General features: G+C 56.3%; 17 protein-coding genes. 3 read left to right on the forward strand and 14 right to left on the reverse strand.

What is annotated here, in order from left to right:
• Positions 1-34: 34 nt before the first annotated feature.
• From AC2FH6_RS01110 to AC2FH6_RS01150, 9 genes are all read right to left on the reverse strand, one after another.
• Entirely contained in the window at positions 35-1405 is a 1371-nt protein-coding gene (locus tag AC2FH6_RS01110; protein WP_271946675.1) for a sensor histidine kinase, read from the reverse strand.
• Complete coding sequence (locus AC2FH6_RS01115; protein ID WP_142634264.1) at positions 1398-2078, reverse strand: response regulator transcription factor; 681 nt, start codon at positions 2076-2078, stop codon at positions 1398-1400. The genes AC2FH6_RS01110 and AC2FH6_RS01115 overlap by 8 nt, the downstream gene beginning before the upstream one ends.
• A gap of 183 nt (positions 2079-2261) precedes the next feature.
• Positions 2262-3698 (reverse strand): Do family serine endopeptidase, encoded by a 1437-nt coding sequence (locus AC2FH6_RS01120; RefSeq protein WP_496700817.1) that lies wholly within the window; start codon positions 3696-3698, stop codon positions 2262-2264.
• 753 nt (positions 3699-4451) lie between these two features.
• Positions 4452-5051: a nucleotidyltransferase family protein gene (locus AC2FH6_RS01125; RefSeq protein ID WP_496700819.1), complete on the reverse strand. Its 600-nt coding sequence runs from the start codon at positions 5049-5051 to the stop codon at positions 4452-4454.
• A gap of 31 nt (positions 5052-5082) precedes the next feature.
• On the reverse strand, positions 5083-7500 hold the full coding sequence (locus AC2FH6_RS01130) for a GcvT family protein (RefSeq protein ID WP_496700820.1): 2418 nt from the start codon (positions 7498-7500) through the stop codon (positions 5083-5085).
• Between the two features lie 93 nt (positions 7501-7593).
• Complete coding sequence (locus AC2FH6_RS01135) at positions 7594-8901, reverse strand: HlyC/CorC family transporter (RefSeq protein WP_142634257.1); 1308 nt, start codon at positions 8899-8901, stop codon at positions 7594-7596.
• 63 nt (positions 8902-8964) lie between these two features.
• A complete protein-coding gene (locus AC2FH6_RS01140; protein WP_496700822.1) occupies positions 8965-9918 on the reverse strand; it encodes a site-specific tyrosine recombinase XerD in 954 nt (317 codons plus the stop codon).
• Between the two features lie 2 nt (positions 9919-9920).
• Positions 9921-11444, reverse strand: coding sequence for a hypothetical protein (locus AC2FH6_RS01145; RefSeq protein WP_496700824.1), 1524 nt, complete (start codon positions 11442-11444; stop codon positions 9921-9923).
• A complete protein-coding gene (locus AC2FH6_RS01150) occupies positions 11434-11583 on the reverse strand; it encodes a hypothetical protein (RefSeq protein ID WP_185956616.1) in 150 nt (49 codons plus the stop codon). Before AC2FH6_RS01150 ends, AC2FH6_RS01145 begins: the two co-directional genes overlap by 11 nt.
• 79 nt (positions 11584-11662) lie before the next feature.
• On the opposite strand from AC2FH6_RS01150, the gene AC2FH6_RS01155 reads away from it, so the two are divergent.
• Together AC2FH6_RS01155 and aroB are read left to right on the forward strand one after the other, a co-directional pair.
• A complete protein-coding gene (locus AC2FH6_RS01155) occupies positions 11663-12250 on the forward strand; it encodes a shikimate kinase (protein WP_142634251.1) in 588 nt (195 codons plus the stop codon).
• On the forward strand, positions 12251-13357 hold the full coding sequence (gene aroB, locus AC2FH6_RS01160; RefSeq protein ID WP_496700826.1) for a 3-dehydroquinate synthase: 1107 nt from the start codon (positions 12251-12253) through the stop codon (positions 13355-13357). It abuts the gene before it with no gap.
• On the opposite strand, the gene AC2FH6_RS01165 is transcribed toward aroB, so the two are convergent.
• Positions 13358-14428 carry a site-2 protease family protein gene (locus tag AC2FH6_RS01165; protein ID WP_496700173.1) on the reverse strand — a complete coding sequence of 357 codons (1071 nt, stop codon included), beginning with the start codon at positions 14426-14428 and terminating at the stop codon, positions 13358-13360.
• Between the two features lie 18 nt (positions 14429-14446).
• A complete protein-coding gene (ssb, locus tag AC2FH6_RS01170) occupies positions 14447-14944 on the reverse strand; it encodes a single-stranded DNA-binding protein (protein WP_142634245.1) in 498 nt (165 codons plus the stop codon).
• Positions 14945-15151: 207 nt separating this feature from the next.
• On the opposite strand from ssb, the gene AC2FH6_RS01175 reads away from it, so the two are divergent.
• On the forward strand, positions 15152-15730 hold the full coding sequence (locus AC2FH6_RS01175) for a lytic transglycosylase domain-containing protein (RefSeq protein ID WP_142634243.1): 579 nt from the start codon (positions 15152-15154) through the stop codon (positions 15728-15730).
• Between the two features lie 141 nt (positions 15731-15871).
• On the opposite strand, the gene AC2FH6_RS01180 is transcribed toward AC2FH6_RS01175, so the two are convergent.
• The 3 genes from AC2FH6_RS01180 to AC2FH6_RS01190 all read right to left on the reverse strand — a co-directional run bounded on the left by AC2FH6_RS01180 (position 15872) and on the right by AC2FH6_RS01190 (position 20575).
• Entirely contained in the window at positions 15872-17959 is a 2088-nt protein-coding gene (locus AC2FH6_RS01180) for a dipeptide ABC transporter ATP-binding protein (RefSeq protein ID WP_142634241.1), read from the reverse strand.
• Positions 17960-18051: 92 nt separating this feature from the next.
• Positions 18052-19515 (reverse strand): ABC transporter permease, encoded by a 1464-nt coding sequence (locus AC2FH6_RS01185; protein ID WP_142634239.1) that lies wholly within the window; start codon positions 19513-19515, stop codon positions 18052-18054.
• Positions 19516-19528: 13 nt separating this feature from the next.
• Positions 19529-20575, reverse strand: coding sequence for an ABC transporter permease (locus tag AC2FH6_RS01190; protein ID WP_142634237.1), 1047 nt, complete (start codon positions 20573-20575; stop codon positions 19529-19531).
• Positions 20576-20578 lie beyond the last annotated feature (3 nt).

The following is a 20578-nucleotide window of genomic DNA, read 5'->3' on the forward strand; positions in this document are numbered from 1 at the left end:
TCCTTTTTTACCTTTGCGGTTCATGATCACCGGATCAGGGTTTGCGCGACAGACGAATAGTGGCTTCAAGGCCCGGATCACAGTTGCGGGCGTCGAACATGCCTTTGTGCATATGCGATATAGCTGCGACCAAAGCCAGGCCCAGACCTGCATTGCGCTCGGTCCGGGCGGGATCAAGTGTCACAAAGGGCATCTGCAGACGGGCCAGATCGTCCTGTGGTACACCGGGGCCGTGATCCCGCACGCTGAGGTTGGTATACAGGCCGTCATCCGCAATATTGATCGTGATGGTCGAACCATCAGGCGCGTATCGCAGAGCATTTTCCAACAGGTTGGACAGTGCCTGAGACAAAAGGGGGCGGTGGCCGGGAAGGGGGGCAGTTGACCCTGTAACTTCAAGTGTTACGCCCTGATCCGTGGCAACCGGATCATAGAGCTCGACCACGTCCGCCACGAGTTGCTTAAGGTCGACATCTTCGAACTGCTCTCGCCCGACACCTGCTTCGGCACGCGAAATCTCAGTCAGTTGGCCCAGAACCCGCAGGACATGATCAACCTCGGTCGTCGCGCGCGCGATGTCGATTTCGCGATCCTGTTCGGATTTGCGGCTATCTGACAGGGATTCGACCCGCTGTTTCAACCGCGACAAAGGTGAGCGTAGATCATGCGCGATCGAATTCGAGGTTGTCCTTAGATTGCTGACCAACTCCTCGATCCGGTCCAGCATCGTATTGAGCGTACCTGAAACCTGATCGAATTCATCACCGGTCCCGCGCAAGGGCATCCTGCGCGACAGGTCGCCTGAAACGATATTTTCTGCGGTCGAGGCGATGTCAGACAAGCGCGAAAAGACGAGCCTGGTAAACAGCCAGCCTGTCAGGACGCTCAGCGCCAGCGCGATTGCCAGCGCGAAGCCGACCGAGCGTAAAAGAACACGGTCAAACTGCTGTCGTGCCAGCGCATCCCGCCCGACAAGCAGGCGTTCTCCGCCCGGCAGACGAATGGATGCAGCCGAGATTGGCACCAGCTGTTCGCTGTCCGAGCGTCGCAGCTCAAGTTGGACCCAACCACTTCCGGCAGTGATGTCATCGGGCCATTGCCTCAGGTTGCCAGCCAATTTCGTCCCGTTGCGGTCGGTCAATAAGTAAAGGGCATCCCGTTCAGAGGCGGTGGGAATACGGCGTTCGATGGCTGTCAGCAAACCGATGAGCCCGCGCCTTTCGTATTCATCGGCCAGACCGGTCAATTCCGCGGAAACCACCGAGCGGGTTTCGCTTTCGATACTGCGATTTGCGGTGACATAGACAAGGGCCAGCACGGTGGCTGTCAGCAATGTGCTCAGAACCATGCTGGCCAGAACCAAACGTGTTCTGGAATTATTGAACGAAAGCCGCAGGTTATCCATCAGATATCATGTAACCTGCGCCCCGGACTGTTTCAATCAACGGGATCTCTCCGCCTTCATCCAATTGGCGGCGCAGTTTCGAGATATGGACGTCAACCACATTGGTGTTCGGGTCGAAATGATAATCCCAGACACCTTCCAGCAACATAGTGCGTGACACCACACGGTTCTTGCGTCTCAGGAAGAATTCCAAAATCTGAAATTCACGCGGTGTCAAGGTAATCTCTCGCCCGTTGCGGGTGACTTTGCGGGTCAGCAAATCCATATCCAGATCGCGGCAGGTCAGGGTCGGGTTTTCCTCAGATTCCTGCGGGCGTCTTAACAGAGCCTCGATCCGCGCATGCAGTTCCTGAAAAGAGAACGGTTTGACCAGATAATCATCTGCACCGGCCCTCAGGCCTTTGACTCTCTCATCGACCGCGCTCATTGCGGTCAACATCAGAACCGGAGTTTTCAGACCCGCGGCGCGCATGGATTTGATCAGTGACAGGCCGTCTAGACCGGGCAGCATTCGGTCCAGAACGATGGCGTCAAAGCCACCATCTGTGGCGTGATACAGCCCTTCGCGCCCATCCGCGGCCTGTTCGACGACATATCCTTCCTCGCTGAATCCTTTTGCTATGAATTCCCGGGTGTCTTCATCATCTTCAACGATCAACAGGCGTCGGCTCATGATCTGAAATCCTTTCTACCGGAACTTAAACACAATTTTTCAAACAAAGTACAAGATTTGACCGGTTTAGATGCCGGGTGCGTCGTTGCGCACCCGGCTGCTCCGGCAGATTGCGGACAATTCAATCATGCCAGAGAGGCGCCCGCCAGATCTCCCCATCACGTGGCGCGCGCAGGTGTTCGATCAGGCGATTTCCACCGCAACAAAGATCTGGTTGCCGCCACGGTTGATCAGGACAAGCGCGGGATCGGTTTTTTCGCTGTCCAGCGCGTCTTTCAGTGCGTCAGGAGTGGCCGTATCCTGGTTGCCTAGCTTCACGATCACGTCGCCACGCTGAAGACCGGCTTTGGCTGCAGGGCTGTCCGGTTTCAGGTCCGTGACGATCACACCGTCAATATTCTCGGCCACGCCCAGTTCCGCACGGTTGGTTTCTGTTAGTGGTGCAACGGTGACGCCCAGGGCGGTGCCCGAAATGCCTTCATCCACTGACTTGTCCATTTCGGCCGATGCGGACTGATGCTGTCCAATCGTCAACTTTATGTCTTGCTCACTGCCGTTACGCAAAACTGTAAGCGTGCTTTCTGTTCCAACCTTGGTAGTTCCGACAAGGATCGGCAGGTCGCTGCTGGACGCGACGGGTTCGCCGTTAAAGGTCAGGATGACGTCGCCCTGTTCCAGGACGCCTTCGGCAGGGCTGTTGGCTACAACGTCCGAAACCAATGCGCCGTTTGAGGCATCAATTCCCATCGCCGCAGCGATCTGAGGGCTGACATTCTGGATTGACACACCCAGCCAACCGCGGCTGACCTGGCCATCATCGCGCAGATCCGCGGCAATATGGTCCACAATGTTCGACGTGACGGCAAAACCCAACCCGACCGACCCACCGCTCGGGGAATAGATGGCCGAGTTCACGCCGATAACCTCACCATCCATGTTGAACAGCGGGCCACCGGAATTGCCTTTGTTGATGGCCGCATCCGTCTGGATGAACTCGGCATAAGGTCCCTGCGAAATATTGCGGTCCTTGGCCGATACAATCCCGGTCGTCACGGTCGAGCTGAGGCCAAACGGGTTCCCGATGGCGACAACATCCTCGCCCACACGGATCACATCGCTATTGCCAAGCTCTACGGCCTGAAGTGGCTCGCCCGCGTCGATCTTGAGAACCGCGATATCGGTCAACGGGTCGGTACCGATCACCTCAGCCTCAAAAGTTCGGTCATCATTCAGGCGAACGGTCACGGTCGCTGCATCGTCGACCACGTGATGGTTCGTAATGATGTATCCGGCTTCATCCAGTACAAAACCTGACCCCAAACCCTGAGAAGGACCACGACGGGGGGCATCGAACCCTTCAGGCACGCCAAAGCGTTTGAAGAACTCACCGAATGGTTGGCCTTCGAAATCAAACTGCTGTCCATTTTCCGGGCCCTTGGCGGCGTTTTGTTCCGCGATGATGGTCACGACAGAAGGTGACACGCTCTCAACTAAATCAGCCAGCGCTTCGTCAGCTTTCGAGGGCAGGGCGGTCGTCGCCAACAATGCCGCACTCAGCGCTGAGACGCCTATCCAGTTTGATGTGCGTGGCATAAGAAGAGAGGATTTACGGATGCTCATTTTGGTCTCCTGATTGAAGCACGCGACACTGGCCGCGCCTTGGATCAAGAGATGCTGCATCAGTCTGTGACTTTCCTGATTGGTTGGTTAATAAATCTTAATTTTGCCACAAACGAGAGGCTCTATCCCGGCGTCGGGTGGCAAAGATTCGCGGAAATCTTCCGAATCATAAGGTGAGAATCGGTGGATTGTTGCCTGTCCGGCAGTCAAATGATGATTTTAGTTGAATTAAATCTGTTTGATAAACAAAGCGAGCTCTCAGAAATTGATGGATTTATGACACAGCCATTGGTTGTGAGTGGATCTGGTGTCATAGGCTGAATTTGCCAGAAACATATCATATTATGAACATGTTATATATTTGGTCTGTGATAAATGGAGTGTACTTGCTTTTAGATTTTCACGGACGAACAACCTATAGTAGAAACACATTGAGAGAGATGTTGCGTAAAAACCAAACTGAAACATCAGAAAATGCAAGTTTAGGCCAATTTTACGTTGTTTGAGAGCATCTGATAGGTGACGATGGTCTTGCCCAAGCGAAGGGAAGTCGGCGGCACTAGGGGGTGCCAACGGCTTGTCACAGTCTCTGGAAGCGCTGAGCGGCATGTTAACGAGGGGGTCTTGTTTAGGTTCGGTTGCGGAATATTCGGAATGCCTAGTGTGTTCTGGACGCGCTTTCAGGATCAGTGAAAAGTGGTAGTCCTTAATTGGGTAACCGGCCCGGTCTTCATTGACCGGGCCGTACTCGTTTTAACTGTTGCGATTTTTGGTCCAGATATCCCATGCTTCGGGCGTGTCCAGATCCAGCACGGCATGTTGGCCGGGGAGCACACATAGATGGACCTTGTCCCGATGGTCCCGAACCACAGATTGTGCGCCTTCGTCTCCGGTTAGGCGGCTGATTTGATCAAACAGGAGACGGCTGAAAATCACAGGGTGGCCAGGCTGTCCTGACGCGGTCGACCCGCGCCAGATCAGCTTATCCGGATACGCCTTAGTCGCCTTGATCAGCGTCTGAAGGTCATCCAGAGTGATTTCAGGCAGGTCAGCTAGCAGAACCATGACGGCTTCGGCCTCTGGCCCAACAGCGGACAGAGCCCCTCGTAAGCTTGCATTCATACCTTCCTCCGCATCTGCGATTTCGACCAGATGCAGGTCCAGCCCCTGCAACACGTCGTACCTGGGATGAGGCTTGGACGGCAGGGCAACAATAACCGACGATGCGGCCCGTGCTGTCTGGGCGGAACGGAGCAGCAGCGGGCAGCCATCAATCTCTTGCAGCAGCTTATCTGCGCCTCGCATACGCCGGGATTGTCCGGCGGCCAGAAGGATGATGGGTATTCGCGTCATGCGCCGACAATGCAGACGTATGAAAGCTGTGTCATCCCCTCATACGCGCGCCATCGGCGTCGAATAACGGTTCTGAGATCACGCGTGCCTTGCACAACTGGCCAAGTATTTCGATTTCTACTTCCAGCCCGTCCACAGCGGGGTCTGTTGGCAGAAACCCCATGGCAATGGACTTGCCTGCATAGTGCGAATAGCCACCCGAAGTGCAAAACCCGGCGACCTTTCCGCCCAGCCAAATCGGCTCATACGCGTTGACATCAGCATCCTCGGCATCGACCTCGAACGCGACCAGCCGACGGGCAGGGCCTGAGGTGCGTTCCGCCTCGGCAGCTGCGCGGCCAATGAAATCGGCGTTCTTAGAGAATGAAATGAACCGATCCAGACCGGTCTCTGCGGCCGTGTAATCGGGCGAGAACTCTCGCATCCAGGAGCCAAAGAATTTGTCCAGTCGCAGGCTCATCATCGCGCGCATACCAAAGGGGACGATGCCGTGTTCTTGCCCGGCCTGCCATAATGTCCACCACACCTGCCTTTGTGCCATGGGATCGCAGTAGATCTCGTACCCCAAATCGCCGGTATAGCTGACGCGCTGGACGATACATTCGGCCATCCCAACGGTCATGCGGCGCAGATCGAGGAACCGAAATCCGCTCAGGTCATCACGGGTGCAGGCCGCCAGAACCTGCGTGGCTTTTGGGCCGGCGATCTGGAACCCGTTCTGCCGATCGCTGATGTTTTCGACAGCTACGCCATCCTGCGCATTTTGCAGGAACCAGCGCATGTGAAACGCCTGAGAGCCGTAGGAGGCGGTTAGGCTGAACTCGGTCTCATAAAGACAGGAAACGGTAAAATCACCGATCAGCTTGCCCTTTGGTGATAGCATCGGGGTTAGCGACACGCGGCCCGGTTTCGGGATTCGGCCCGCCATGATCCGATCCAGCCAATCACGGGCAGCAGGTCCAACAATGCGGTATTTACCAAAATTGTGCACTTCGTTGATGCCAACACTTGATCGCACGGCCCGAACCTCGCGCCCGGTGGCATCGAATGCGTTGGATCGGCGGAACGAGGGCGTTTCATAGCCCGGTTCATCCCCTTGGGCAAAGTAATTGGGCACCTCAAGCCCGTATTGCTGACCCCACACAGCACCAAGATCGGTAAAGATATCATACATCGGCGTTGTGCGGGCTGGGCGGGCTGCCGGCAATTCCTCGTTCGGATAAGAGACGCTGAACCGCTTCTGATAGTTCTCGATGACCTTAGGACGGGTATAGCCCGGGCTGATCCAATCCCCGAACCGCGCCACGTCCATCGCAAAGACGTCGCGCTCTGGCTCACCCTCAATCATCCATTGCGCCAGTGTCAGACCAACGCCGCCGCCCTGGCTGAACCCGGCCATCACGCCGCAGGCCGACCAATAGTTGCGCAACCCCGGAACCGGCCCGACCAGAGGATTGCCGTCCGGTGCAAAGGTAAACGGCCCGTGGATCACCGATTTCACACCAGCCTCGGCCAGAACAGGAAAGCGGCGATAAGCGAATTCAATACTATCGGTGATCTTGTCAAAATCGTTGGGAAGAAGCTCGTGACCGAAATCCCACGGGGTGCCGTCGACAGCCCAGGGCCTGCAGGTTTGTTCATAAAAGCCGATGCACAGACCGCGTCCCTCTTGCCGCAGATAGCTTTCGCCGGCGGGATCCATGACATGGGGATGTTCGCCACCTGCGTCGATAATTGCCTCGATTTGGGGGATCGAGTCGGTGACCAGGTACTGATGTTCCATCGGATGCAGCGGGAAATAGACACCGGCCATGGCGCCAACCTCGCGCGCCCAGAGCCCACCAGCGTTGACCACATGTTCGGCATGAATCGTGCCCTTGTTGGTGACCACATCCCAGGTGCCATCGGGGCGCTGATTTGTTTCGTGCACCATGCAATGGGTTTCGATTGTTGCGCCGCCCATCCGCGCCGCTTTGGCATAGGCATGGGTGGTTCCGGACGGATCAAGATGCCCGTCCAGCGGATCATAGAGCGCGCCGATGATGCCGTCGGTATTGGTGATCGGTGCGATTTTCCTTATCTCTTCAGGGCCTACGATTTCGGTCTCTAACCCCATAAAGCGGTGCTTGGCACGTTCGGCCAGGAGCATGTCAAACCGGTCGCGGTCGTCGGCCAACGTTATGCCGCCAACGTGGTGCAGGCCACAGGACATGCCGGTGATCTCTTCCAGCTCTTTATACAGCCGGATCGTATAGCCTTGCAGTGCGGCCATATTAGTGTCGCCGTTCAATGTGTGGAAACCACCCGCCGCGTGCCAGGTCGAGCCACTGGTCAATTCGGACCGCTCCAGCAGCATCACATCCGACCAGCCCAGCTTGGTCAGGTGATAAAGAACCGAACACCCGACAACGCCGCCACCGATTACAGCTACCTGAGTTGTTGTCTTCACGTCACAGACTCCCCTTGCGATATAGTCAAAGCCTGCAATCGCAGAACCAGGGATACTGTTCCGTTCACGACATAGGCTGTCGCGGCGAGAGGATCAGAGGGGACGGATCTTCAGCTCTGTGATCCTGTTGCCTTCGCGCGCGACGACTTCGAATCTGAAACCGTGGAACGAGAATACCTGACCTGTAATCGGAATCATCTGCGCTTCGTGGATGACCAGACCGGCCACGGTATTGGCCTCTTCGTCGGGCAAAGACCATTCCATCGCGCGGTTTACATCGCGGATCGTCATGGCGCCTTCAACAAGGTACTGGCCGTCTTCGGTTCGCGTTACCGGGACGTCCTCATCAATATCAAACTCATCAGCAATCTCGCCGACGATTTCTTCGAGGATATCTTCAAGCGTGATTAGACCCCTGAGTGAACCATATTCGTCGACCACCAGCGCAAAATGGCTATGCATCCGCAGGAATTCCCGCATCTGATCGTCCAGAGTGGTCGTTTCAGGCACAAAATAAGGGGCGTTCGCTACCTTTGAGACATCGAACTCTTTCAGTCGGTTGTTTTCACGTTCGCTGCTTCCTGCATGAGCATACATAGCGCGGAACAGGTCTTTGGCGTGAACAACCCCAACGATGTTTTCTGGTTCGTCCCTAAAGACAGGCAGGCGTGTATGGGGGCTTTCAAGGCATTGTTTCAGGATCGCCTCGGGAGCGTCATCCGCATCAACCATCTCGATATTCGAACGATGGAGCATGATCTCTTCAACCGCACGTTCACCCAGATCCAAAGCGCCCAGAATGCGGTCACGGTCTTCCTTCTCGACCACGCCTTCGGAATGGCCCAAATGCAGGGCCCCAACGATTTCGTCGCGCACGGCCAGAATGTTGCTATCCGGGTCGATCTGTACACCGAAGAGGCGTAAAACTCCCCGTACCAATAGGCGTACGGCCGAAACGACCGGTGAGAATAGGGTGACAACCACGCTGATGATCGGAGCAACGGCGGATGCCGCTTTTTCCGAATTGGTTATGGCATAAGTCTTGGGCAAAACTTCAGCAAAAATCAGAACCAGCAAGGTCATGACCAGGGTTGCCAACGCTACGCCGCTTTCGCCAAAGAGGCGCGTGAACATCGCTGTGGCCAACGAGGCCGCAAGAATGTTGACCAGATTGTTGCCCAGCAAAACCGATCCGATCAGCCGTTCGTTGTCGTCGGTGATGTCCAGCGCCTTCTGCGCCCCGCGCGACCCTTTGTCCGCCTGCGCCCGCAGCTTGCCGCGTGACGAGGCCGTCAGAGCCGTTTCAGAACCCGAGAAAAACCCCGATAAGAAGAGCAATAGCAATATGGCACCGGACGTAAGCCAGAATGTGCCGTCGATCAGAGAAGTTGAGGGTTCCATCGGTCCTTAGCTGCTTGTGTTTCTGCGTCTGTTATGGGGGCGCGGCTTGACTGGATCAAGGAGTTAGCCCTTTTCAACTGGATCTTTAGCTAATGGGTGATGCTGCAACACCAGTTCAGCCAGCCGTTCTTCCAGGACATGAGTATAGATTTCTGTGGTCGCCACATCCGCGTGACCAAGCAATGTTTGGATCGATCGCAAATCGGCACCGTTGGCAAGAAGATGTGTCGCAAAAGCGTGACGCAAGGTGTGCGGTGTAACCTTTTCGGGCGAAACCCCACCGTGAACCGCCAGTTCCTTGATCAGATGATAGAACATATGCCGTGTCAGATGCCCGGCCTTGCCACGTGAGGGAAAAAGAAATCGGGAACTCTGCCCACCCTTTGTAACACGCTTTTCCTCAGTCTCATCCCGAGCCGCCAACCATGCCGAAAGCGCCTGTCGAGCCGGAGGGGACAGTGGAACCATCCGCTCTTTGCCGCCTTTTCCCAATACCAAGAGCATCCTCGGATCGCCGCGCGCCGATGACACCGGCAACGATACCAGTTCAGTGACACGCATCCCGGTGGCATACAGGATTTCCATCAGGCAGGTATTGCGCAGCTTTTCGATGTTGTTTCGCCCGCTTTCGCGCGCAGCAACCAATAACCGGTCCACCTCGGATACATCCAGAGTTTTCGGCAGCCGCTTTGGCCGTCCTGGGCCTTTGATCTTGATCGCGGGGTTTGTCGAACGCCAGCCTTCCTCGAATGCGAACCGATAAATCTGTTTTATGGCAGACAAACGGCGGGCGCGGGTGGATTGAGCCAATCCCTGTGCGTCGCAACTGATCAGGTAATCCTCAACCTGCTTGGCGTCGGCCTCGGCAAACCCAATTTTCCGGCGCCGCAGCCAGGCCGCAAAATCCTTGAGATCGCGGCCATAGGCAACAAGCGTATTTTGGGCAGCGCCTAACTCGGCGGCCTGTGCTTCCAGAAAGGTCGAAATCCAGATTTCGTTAGAGCCCGGAGACGTCATGATCACTTGCCCTGCAGGATCAGCAGGTTCAGCGCGGCGCGGCGCGCGGTATCTTCTAGACCGACCCGGCGCAGGGTTGCCATGGCAGCTGTCAGGTCGACCAGATTTCCCCGCGATCCATGGGCAAACAGGACCATCGTCTCCAGAAGCGCCTCACCGAGGCGGCCTTCGTCCAGCATGTTGCCAATATCGGTTGGCACCGGCGCCGCCCATGCAAACCCCTCTGCAACGGCATCCGCCAGCGGCGAAGGGGAGGGCGCGCGCCCCGGATCACCCTGAGCCAGCGCAGCCAGAAACTGACTTTCTTCAGAATTGTCCGGAGCCGACAACGCCGCTGTTTCATATAGATCTGACAGCAACAGAATGCGCCACCGCAGATCCTCGGCCGCGGGTTTCTGTAGTTTGACCTGAGAGAGGCGCCCGGCGAAAAGTTCAGCGAATGGCACTTCCAGGCCGATATTGCGCATCTGGTTCCAAACCACCGGCAGAGCTTTGGCGATCTTTGCCGAATTGCCAGAATCCAGTGCTTTTTCGAACCGCTGTATCGACGATACCCGGTCCCATACGGCTCCAGACGCAGCCGGAGACCGTTCTGTATAGAGCCCCAGCAGTTGATTTGGCGTAAGCGCCCCAACGCGGGTCAACCGTTCTGCGGCTTCGACCTGAGCCTTCCAGCCCGCAACATCCCGCAGATCCGCATTTGCGAAGACGCGAGGCAAAGCAGCCGAGGGCAAACGTTCGCCAATAGCTTCGAACAAGCGGAACATCAGGGGCGACGGGTCGTCCGGTTGCGGCAGATACTCGGCATCTTCGTACAGTTCGGGGCTTAGAAACCTGTCCAGAACCTCCAGCTCTTGTGGTGCCAGAACCTGTAGGGCATGGGCTGCCTCAAGCGTGAGAGCGGCCGAGTCCCAATCCCCACGCCGGGCCTTGCAGAAAATCTGAGCGGCATAGTCCCGTGACAAATGCGGCTGAGCAATCAGCGCCGTGCAACTGCGATCTTCATCCCCGGTCAGAAGGGTGGCGTCGAACCAGCGTTGAAATCGGTCAAGACTGTTCGTCGGGCCTGCCAGCTGTACCAATGATTGCGTGGGGTCTGCAGCGCCAAGATGCATGAGGCGGTCGAGCCGCGCCAAAAGCAAAATCTCTTCCCCTTTACTGGACGTCGGTGCCCGAGCTTCGGTTAAAAGCAACGTGAACAGCAAACGCTGCATTGCAGGGTTATACTTGACCGGGACGCTTTCGATCAGTTCGGACAAGCGTTGGGGATCGCTGTTCTGCCACATGTCGACAGGCAATCCTGTGACAGTCGAAGCAACCAGGCCCAGGGGTTGTGACAATGCCTGAAGCGGGGTCACAAGAACATCGGGCTGACCGCCGGGCTGCGCCACGGGTGGCTCAAGCAAAACCGTCCCCGGAAGGTTTTCCGGAGGATTGGCCAGCCATTCAATAACAGAAAGGGGTTCCTGCTGCGCCTGCGCTGTTCCTGCAAGAAACAGCACAACCACCGCCACTTTATTCGACATTCAGTATTACCGGCTCCCTGACCTCGCTTTGCGGCGCAGAGAAATCTGCACCAAAAAACTCACCCAGGTAGACATATCCCACCAGCCCGATGAAACACAGGCAAATCAGATATATCAGGAACTTGATCAGACGGCCCATGGTCAAACGCTGCCTCAATTTTCTCTTTTGACCAAGTTATAACTGGCATTTTTCCTAAGATCACGTCATTCACGATGAAATGAGCGAAATTAAGCATAACACCCATGCGGCATCTGCCGTTTCGGACTATACACTGCACAAAACAGTGGTGCTTGTAGGTATGATGGGGGCCGGAAAGACCGCCGTAGGCCGCGCTTTGGCCGCTCGGTTACGGGTTCCTTTCCTCGATAGCGATGCCGAAATCGAATCAGCGGCCAACATGACCATCCCCGAGATATTCGAGCGTGATGGCGAAGCCTTTTTTCGCAGCAAGGAAAGCCAGGTCATCGGGCGGCTTTTGGTCGAGGAAAAAGGTATCCTTTCTACCGGCGGCGGTGCCTTTATGACCGAACAAAACCGCGACATGATCACTCAACGCGGGGTGTCCGTTTGGTTGCGCGCCGATTTGGGTGTGTTGTGGAACCGCGTTCGTCACAAGGATACGCGCCCGCTTTTGCGCACCGAAAACCCGTTTGCGACCCTTCGTGCATTGTACGATCAGCGTGTTCCGATCTATGAACGCGCCGATCTGGCGGTTTCGTCCGACGGGGATGTCTCGATTGAAGATATGGTAGAGCGTGTCGTCAAAGCTCTGATGACGCGACCTGATGTTTTGGAACGGAAATAGATGCACCAAACCGTACATGTTGAGCTTGGGGATCGGTCCTATGATGTCGAGATCGGCCCCGATCTGCTTACGCAGGCCGGTCAGCGCATAGCGCCTTTGCTGCCGCGACCCAAAGTAGCGGTTCTGACCGATGAAAATGTGGCGAGCCTGCATCTTGACGCGTTGCGGGATGGGTTGGCCAGCGCAGGGATCGAAATGTCCGCATTGGCGCTGCCCGCGGGCGAAGCGACCAAAAGCTGGCCGCATTTTGAGCGTGCGGTCGAATGGCTGTTGGCCGAGAAAATCGAGCGGCGTGACGTGGTGGTTGCGTTCGGAGGTGGGGTTATAGGTGATCTCGCCGGATTTGCCGCGGCCGTTTTGCGCCGGGGCGTACGGTTTGTTCAGATACCAACTTCGCTGCTTGCGCAGGTCGACAGTTCGGTTGGCGGCAAAACCGGGATCAACGCACCGCAGGGCAAGAACCTGATTGGCGCATTTCATCAACCCTCACTGGTGCTGGCGGATACTTCGGTTCTGGACACAATGACCGACCGGGATTTCCTGTCCGGCTATGGTGAGGTCGTAAAATACGGGCTGTTGGGGGATGCGGCATTCTTTGAATGGCTCGAGAGCAATGGCCTCGATGTCTCGGGCGGGGATATGGCCGCGCGGGTTCGGGCCGTCACCCGATCCGTTCAGATGAAAGCCGACATCGTCGCTCGTGATGAGACCGAACAGGGGGATCGCGCCCTGCTGAATCTCGGGCATACGTTCTGTCATGCGCTTGAGGCTGCGACCGGGTATTCTGATCGTTTGCTGCATGGTGAAGGCGTTGCGATTGGATGCGCACTGGCATTCGAACTGTCGGCGCGACTTGGTTTATGTTCGCAAGAGGACCCAAGCAGGGTTCGGGCACATCTGCGTGCGATGGGCATGAAAACCGACATTTCCGATATCCACGGGGATTTGCCCGACGCCGAAGCGCTGGTCGAGCTGATGGCGCAGGACAAGAAGGTTATCGATGGCCAGCTGCGTTTCATTCTGGCCCGAGGCATCGGGCAGGCATTTGTCACGTCGGATGTTCCGCGGGATGCGGTTTTGAGTGTCCTCAAGGACGCGCTGGGTTGATCAACGCCCGCGAATGATCATTAACTCGCCAATATTTTCACGGGTAATATAGCCGACCATTTGATCTGACCGCGTGCAGACGGCAACTGCGGGGGCACCCCCGTGGAACTGTTTCAGAACCGCTTCCAACCCGCTGCTCAGGGTCACTGTCGGGATATCCTCAACCATGATTGAACTGGCCAATTCTGACCGGGGAATATCTTTGGCGAGAGCAGCAAACAGCCGGTCGCGCGTGACAAAGCCCTGCAGTTTCCCTGTTGCATCCAGCAATGGAAATTCATGCTGAGTGGTGTGAATAACTGCTTGAGCGGCGGTCGCAAGCGTGTCGGTTGGCGATAGGGCGTGAAACTCGGTGATCATGGCGTCGCGGGCCAGAACCTGACGCGCCACTGATCGCATTGCGACGTCCTGGCTTTCTGCATTGGCGGCAACGAATACAAAAACCGCGATCAGAACCAACAACGGATTGCCTGTGCTTAGCCCCAGAAACCCCAATCCTACCGCCACTATCTGACCGGCAAATGCGGCAATGCGCGTGGCCTTGACCCGATCCATCCTCAGGCAGAGCAGTGCGCGAAAAACGCGTCCACCATCCATCGGGAATGCGGGGATGAGATTAAAGGCAGCCAGAAGAAGGTTCACATAGGCGAGGCGGTTCAAAAGCCCGGTCTCGGGTGAATCAATATTGGCGAGTGTTTCAAATGGCATTCCTGCGCCCAAAAAGACGAGGGTGATCCAGATGACGACGTTTACCGCAGGACCGGCCAAAGCCACCGATACCTCTTGCATGGGGTTCTCTGGCATCCGTTCCAATCGGGCAAGACCGCCGATCGGCAATAAAGTAATGTCCGGAGTTTTTATGCCATAGCGCCGCGCCATCAGCGCATGACCAAACTCATGCGCGACCACACATGCAAAAAGGGCAAGCACGAAAATCAGGTTCCCGATCGCGGCCTGCATCCCTCCGGTAGAATAGGCAGCGAATCCAACCCATGCCAACAAGAGGAAAAAAGTGACATGGACCTTCAGTTCCGACCCCAATAGTCGGCCGAGCGAGAAGGACCATGTCATGATGTGTCTCCGGTGTGCCTAGAACGGAATCTCGTCGTCGTCTATTCCACCAGATGCGGGTGCCGGGGCGCTGGATTGTCCGCCATAGGGGTCACCATAGCCACCACCTGCCTGGCCGCCACCGTAACCGCCGGATTGACCACCGCCACCGCCGCCGCCTTCTCCACGCGCATCCAGCAAAGTCAGCTCGCCGCGATAGGGGCGCAAAACCACCTCAGTGCTATAGCGGTCCTGACCGGACTGATCCTGCCACTTGCGGGTTTCCAGCTGACCTTCGATATAAACTTTGCTGCCCTTGCGCAGATATTGCTCGGCAATGCGGGCCAATGGTTCTGAAAAAATCGCGACCGAGTGCCATTCTGTCCGCTCGCGGCGTTCGCCGGTGTTGCGGTCTTTCCAGGTCTCGGAAGTGGCGATGCGCAGATTGCAGACCTTGCCACCGTTCTGGAACGACCGTACCTCGGGATCGCGCCCCAGATTTCCCACCAGAATGACCTTGTTGACAGAACCCGCCATGTATTTCCCCGTTCTTAACTGACTTGAGTGCGCCCGAATCTGGCGCTGTGTATTTCTGAGACCCTATACGCCCAGAACCATGGTTGGAACATGGATCATGAGAAATGAACTGGTCGGGAGTTTGCACAGAGAAAATTTACCATGCTTTCATTATTGGCTGAAATACATATACTCACTCGGGTTCGTGACAGTGCGGGACAGGCATTAATGCGTTTCAGATTTTGTTTTTTATCGGTTCTATGCTTTGCGTTGACCTGTGGACTCGCTGCGGCGGATACGCTGTCTACCAAAAGCCGTAAGGACATTTTTCTGAAGCAATCCAAATATTTGGACGGCCGTGCGGCCACCCAGTACCGCGATTCAGATCGGTTGAAGCCTAAGACGCCTCAACCACAATTCAGTAAGCGATATTCCGGCAACTATCGGGGTGAGTACCTGACGATGGCGCGGCAAGCGGCTCGTAAACACGATGTTCCCGAAGAGCTGTTCCTGCGCCTTGTTCAGCAGGAAAGTGGATGGAATCCGCATGCCGTGTCACATAAAGGCGCGTTGGGTCTGGCCCAGTTGATGCCCGGGACCGCGCAATTATTGGGCGTAAACCCGCGCGACCCGAAACAGAATCTTGAAGGTGGGGCCCGGTATTTGTCCTGGCAATACCGCAAGTTCAAATCCTGGCGGCTTGCGCTGGCCGCCTATAATGCCGGACCTCAGGCTGTTGAAAAACACGGTGGCGTACCACCCTACAAGGAAACCCAGAATTACGTGAAGGTGATTTGGGGCGGTTAGGCCGCCCGTTGAATTGCCGGATCAACAGGTGATGCGGCTTGGCCAAATCAGCGCGTTCAGTGACAGGCTGCTCGAGGTCGTGTCGCTTAATTAGGGCGCCGGAACCACCTTACCGACGCCCTTGTTGCGTACCCAATCCCATTACTCAGCGGCGATTTTTATGACGGGTTCCATACGTGCCAGGATGTCGTCTGCCAGATGGCATTTGACCTGATGACCGTCTGCCAGGGTTTTCACGGGTGGGACATCTCTTTCGCAAAGACCGTTGGGGACTTCGGATTTCCAGCGACAGCGGGTCTGAAACGGACAGCCAGGAGGCGGGTTCATCGCTGATGGGATGTCGCCTTCCAAGACGATGTGCTGCTTCTCGACCGATGTATCGGCGATGGGGACCGCGCTCAGCAGGGCTTCTGTATAGGGGTGATAGGGCGGCGCAAACACCTGATCAGTGGTGCCCAGCTCGACCACATGGCCCAGATACATCACCATCACCCGGTCGCTGAGATAGCGCACGATCGAAAGGTCGTGGCTGATGAACAGCAGTGTGGTTTTGTGCTCGCGTTGGATCTCCATCAGCAGGTCGGTTACCGCCGCCTGCACCGATACATCCAGCGCCGAGACCGGCTCATCCGCCACCACGATCCGCGCATCCCCGGCAAAGGCGCGGGCGATGCCGACACGCTGTTTCTGACCACCCGAAAGCTGTCGCGGCATCCGCTCGGCAAAGGCGCGGGGCAGTTTCACCAAGTCCAACAGTTCGAGCATCCGCTTCTTGCGCTCGGCCTCGGACTTACCGACGCCAAAGATTTCCAGAGCGCGGATGATCTGACGGCCCACGGTCATCGAAGGATTCAACGTGTCGAACGGATTCTGGAACACCATCTGAACCTCGCCCACTGTCTTGGCGTCGCGCTCTTCGATGGGCACGTCCTCGATATTGCGGTTGTCCAGCAGGATCTGCCCGTCCGTTGCCGTCTCCAACCCCATAAGAACTTTGGCAAAGGTGGATTTGCCGCAGCCGGATTCGCCCACAATGGCGAGTGTCTCGGATTCATGCGCCTCAAAGCTCAGCGTTTCGTTGGCTTTGACTACCTTCGCTTCGCCGCCGCCGAACAGTGCATTTGCCGCAACCTCATAGTATTTCTTGAGATTTTCCATCTTCAGAACAACGCGGCCAATCTCACCTTTTTCCTTTTGCTCGGCCAGGGTGATGGGCGCGTTCCAGTCGATCTCCTGAAATTTCAGACAGCGGGTATGATGCCGGTCATTGCCTGGCACGGCCTCCATCAGAATGTTCTGCGCGTCACAGCGACCTTCCTCGAAATAGTCGCAGCGTGGGCCAAAGTTGCAGCCCGGAGGGCGCTCATGTGGCAGGGGGAAATTGCCCGGAATGGCCACCAGCGGGCGCGCGTTCTTGTCCGCACCCGGCAGTGGAATCGACCGGAAGAGCGCCTGCGTATAGGGGTGCTGCATTTCGTCGAACACATCCTTGATCGAGCCGCGCTCGACCGCTTCGCCGGAATACATTACGCACAGCCGGTCGCAGGTTTCCAGCACCAGCCCCAGATTGTGGCTGATGAACAGCATAGAGGTGCCGTATTTCTTGCCCAGATCCTTGACCAGCTCGACCACCGCGGCCTCGACGGTCACGTCAAGCGCGGTGGTGGGCTCGTCCAGGATCAGCAACGATGGCTTGGACATCAGCGCCATCGCGATCACGATGCGCTGTTGCTGGCCTCCCGACAGCTGGTGGGGGAAAGAATTCAGCATCCGTTCAGGGTCGGGCAGGCGTACATCGGTGACCACTTCCAGCGCACGGGCATAGGCCTCGTCCTTGCTGACGCCCTCGTGGATCATCGGTACTTCCATCAGCTGCCGACCGATCTTCATCGCGGGATTCAGGCTGGCCATAGGTTCCTGATAGATCATGGCTATTTCATTGCCGCGAATATCGCGCAGTTCTTCGGCCGTCATCTCGGATAGGTCACGACCCTTGAACTTGATGGATCCGCCAACAACACGCCCGTTCTTGCCCAGATCCTGCATCACGCCCAACGCAACGGTGGATTTCCCGCACCCCGATTCCCCAACCAGCCCCACAGCTTCACCAGGCTGCACGCTGACCGAAAAATCCATCACTGCAGGGATCTCGCGCAACCGCGTGAAAAACGAAATCGACAGCTTGTCGATCTCCAATATCGGGCCCTCATAGGACGCAAGTTTGGTCATCTGTGTTGCTCCTCACCAGATCCCGGGGATCCCCTTCATCTGGCCAAAAATACCTCGGGGGTCCGGGGGCAGGGCCCCCGGCCGCTCATACATCAGTCCTTCAGACTTTCTTCGCGCAGGCCATCAGCCAACAGGTTCAACCCAAGAACCAGTGTCAACAGCGCCAGCGCAGGTGGCAGGGCAGGGTGCAGATAGATCGACAAGAGCTTGCGCCCTTCATTGATCGTCGACCCCCAATCGGGACTTTCGGGTGGTAGCCCGAGGCCAAAGAATCCCAAAGTTCCCAATAGGATGGTCGTATAGCCAATGCGCAGACAGAAATCGACGATCAGCGGCCCGCGCGCATTGGGAAGGATTTCCCAAAGCATGATGTACCATGGACCCTCACCACGGGTCTGCGCTGCGGCGACATAGTCGCGGGTTTTGATGTCCAACGCCAGGCCACGCACGATGCGGAATACTGTGGGTGAGTTCACGAAAACCACCGAAACGAACACGACCAGAATGCCGCCGGGGATATTGAACAGGTCCAGATAGGTGGGCAGTCCCCAGATGTTGTAGCTGTTGGTTTCGATGATGTAGCCGTCTGTTGAAATCAGAGACAGATAGAGCCACATCGCGATGCCCAACACTCCGATCAGCAGAGGTGTGCGGAAATTGGGTCGCGTATAGAATCGCGAATTCAGCAGGACGCAAAGAAACAGGATCGGAAAGACGAACAACACGGCTGCCATATAGTTCGGCACACCGGTTGCCACGATCTCGGGCGTGACCAGCAGATAGAACAGCAGGATTACTGGGAAGGCCAGGATCAGGTTCGCCAGGAAGGACAGGAACGTGTCCAGACGTCCGCCATAAAACCCCGCAGGCAGGCCCAGAGTAATCCCGACCATGAAGGCAAATATGGTTGCCATCGGTGCGATCTGCACCACGATCCATGCCCCTTTGACCATCCGGCTGAACACATCGCGGGCCAGATTGTCCCCACCCAGTAGATACCAGGAATATGTTCCGTCCTCAGTGCTGGGCATTGGAGTTCCGGGCAACTTGTTCTTCATACCTGAAACTTGCGCCAGCGGATCATGCGTGACGATCAGGTCCAGCGCACCAAAAATGCCTGTAAATACCCAGAACATCACAAGGCCAAAACCGATCATGCCGATGGGGCTGTCAAACAGTTTGCCGTACAGGCCAAGCTTGCGCTTGAAGGCGATCGACATTGCAAACAGGATGATCAGCGACATCCAGACAGGTAAAAACTGCCGAGAGATCGCTCCGATAATCCCGGCGCTTGTCCCCATCAAAATGCCAAGCACCACATATGCCAGACACAGCGCAACGCAGGCGAAAAAGCTGTATCTCAGCGCGATCTGCGTCAGGCCGCGCAGGCCGGTATCTGCATTGATTGTGCCGTCGATATTCACGACGACCGGCGTTTCGGGCAACACGATGCTGCCCAAGATCCAGACGATGATTGATACCCCTAGTGCCACCAATGCGATCATTAGCAAGGGGTTCAGAATGGCGATAGAGCCGGTCCAGGTAAGTGGTTCCATGTTCTGTCCCTCCTTACGAAATTCGGATGCGTGGGTTGAGGTAGACATAGCCGATATCCGAGATCAGCTGCGTTACTAGCACCACAAAGACCGACACTACCGAAATCGCCAGCAGAAGCTGGATGTCGTTATTGCCTGCTGCCTGAACCAGCGCCCAGCCGAAACCTTTATAGTTAAACAGGGTCTCGACGATCACCACGCCGTTCAGCAGCCAGGGAAACTGCAGCATGATGACTGTGAACGGTGCGATCAGCGCGTTTCGCAGCGCGTGCTTCATAACGATATTCGGGAAGGAAACACCTTTGAGCCGCGCGGTACGGATATATTGCGCCGTCATCACCTCGGTCATCGAGGCGCGGGTCATACGCGCGATATAGCCCATCCCGTAGAGAGCAATAGTCAGTACCGGTAGGAAGAAGTTTTCAAAGGTTGGGTTCTCCATCGCCTGTGTCGCGGTGCCTTTGAACCATTTCAGGCCAACGGCGGACGAAGTGAAGATCGCGATAAAGATCACGCCCGAGACATATTCCGGGGTCGCTGTCGTCGTGATGGCGAATGTTGAAAGGGTCCGGTCGGTGGCCGATCCTTCCTTCATACCCGCAAGCACCCCAAGGATCAGCGCCGAAGGGACCATCAGCAACATAACCCAAAGCATCAACCGACCGGTCAGAGCCAACCGGGTGCCAACAACTTTCGAAACTTCCTCTTTGAAAACGGACGAGTATCCCCAGTATCCCTGCAGGATGCCACAGAAGCTTGGCGAGCTTTCTGCGGTTTCACCGGGCAGGATACATCTTCCTTGTACGCTGCCGTCTTCGTTGGTGTGCCGATAGGATGGCAGCACGCCCAACCACTCGCCGTATTTGATCGGCGTCGGCTGCAGATACCCGTTTTTCAGAAGATAGCTTTCAACCTGTTCGTCGGACATCCGAAAATTGCCCTGCGTTTTCGCAAGCTTTTCGAGGTTTGGATACAGGTTGGTGAGGAAGAAGACCAAGAATGTCAGGCACAAAGCTGTGATGAGCATGATGCCGACACGCTTTAGAATGAATAGTCCCATATT

It is taken from the genome of Ruegeria sp. CDSC045 (assembly GCF_059610725.1).

Bases quoted from the DNA above. Each gene is read 5' to 3' on its own strand.
- AC2FH6_RS01110 (WP_271946675.1), bottom strand. From the start codon at position 1,405: ATGGATAACCTGCGGCTTTCGTTCAATAATTCCAGAACACGTTTGGTT.
- AC2FH6_RS01175 (WP_142634243.1), top strand. From the start codon at position 15,152: ATGCGTTTCAGATTTTGTTTTTTATCGGTTCTATGCTTTGCGTTGACC.
- AC2FH6_RS01120 (WP_496700817.1), bottom strand. From the start codon at position 3,698: ATGAGCATCCGTAAATCCTCTCTTCTTATGCCACGCACATCAAACTGG.
- AC2FH6_RS01185 (WP_142634239.1), bottom strand. From the start codon at position 19,515: ATGGAACCACTTACCTGGACCGGCTCTATCGCCATTCTGAACCCCTTG.
- aroB (WP_496700826.1), top strand. From the start codon at position 12,251: ATGCACCAAACCGTACATGTTGAGCTTGGGGATCGGTCCTATGATGTC.
- AC2FH6_RS01165 (WP_496700173.1), bottom strand. From the start codon at position 14,428: ATGACATGGTCCTTCTCGCTCGGCCGACTATTGGGGTCGGAACTGAAG.
- AC2FH6_RS01180 (WP_142634241.1), bottom strand. From the start codon at position 17,959: ATGACCAAACTTGCGTCCTATGAGGGCCCGATATTGGAGATCGACAAG.
- AC2FH6_RS01155 (WP_142634251.1), top strand. From the start codon at position 11,663: ATGAGCGAAATTAAGCATAACACCCATGCGGCATCTGCCGTTTCGGAC.
- AC2FH6_RS01145 (WP_496700824.1), bottom strand. From the start codon at position 11,444: ATGTCGAATAAAGTGGCGGTGGTTGTGCTGTTTCTTGCAGGAACAGCG.
- AC2FH6_RS01125 (WP_496700819.1), bottom strand. From the start codon at position 5,051: ATGACGCGAATACCCATCATCCTTCTGGCCGCCGGACAATCCCGGCGT.
- AC2FH6_RS01140 (WP_496700822.1), bottom strand. From the start codon at position 9,918: ATGACGTCTCCGGGCTCTAACGAAATCTGGATTTCGACCTTTCTGGAA.
- AC2FH6_RS01115 (WP_142634264.1), bottom strand. From the start codon at position 2,078: ATGAGCCGACGCCTGTTGATCGTTGAAGATGATGAAGACACCCGGGAA.
- AC2FH6_RS01150 (WP_185956616.1), bottom strand. From the start codon at position 11,583: ATGGGCCGTCTGATCAAGTTCCTGATATATCTGATTTGCCTGTGTTTC.
- ssb (WP_142634245.1), bottom strand. From the start codon at position 14,944: ATGGCGGGTTCTGTCAACAAGGTCATTCTGGTGGGAAATCTGGGGCGC.
- AC2FH6_RS01190 (WP_142634237.1), bottom strand. From the start codon at position 20,575: ATGGGACTATTCATTCTAAAGCGTGTCGGCATCATGCTCATCACAGCT.
- AC2FH6_RS01135 (WP_142634257.1), bottom strand. From the start codon at position 8,901: ATGGAACCCTCAACTTCTCTGATCGACGGCACATTCTGGCTTACGTCC.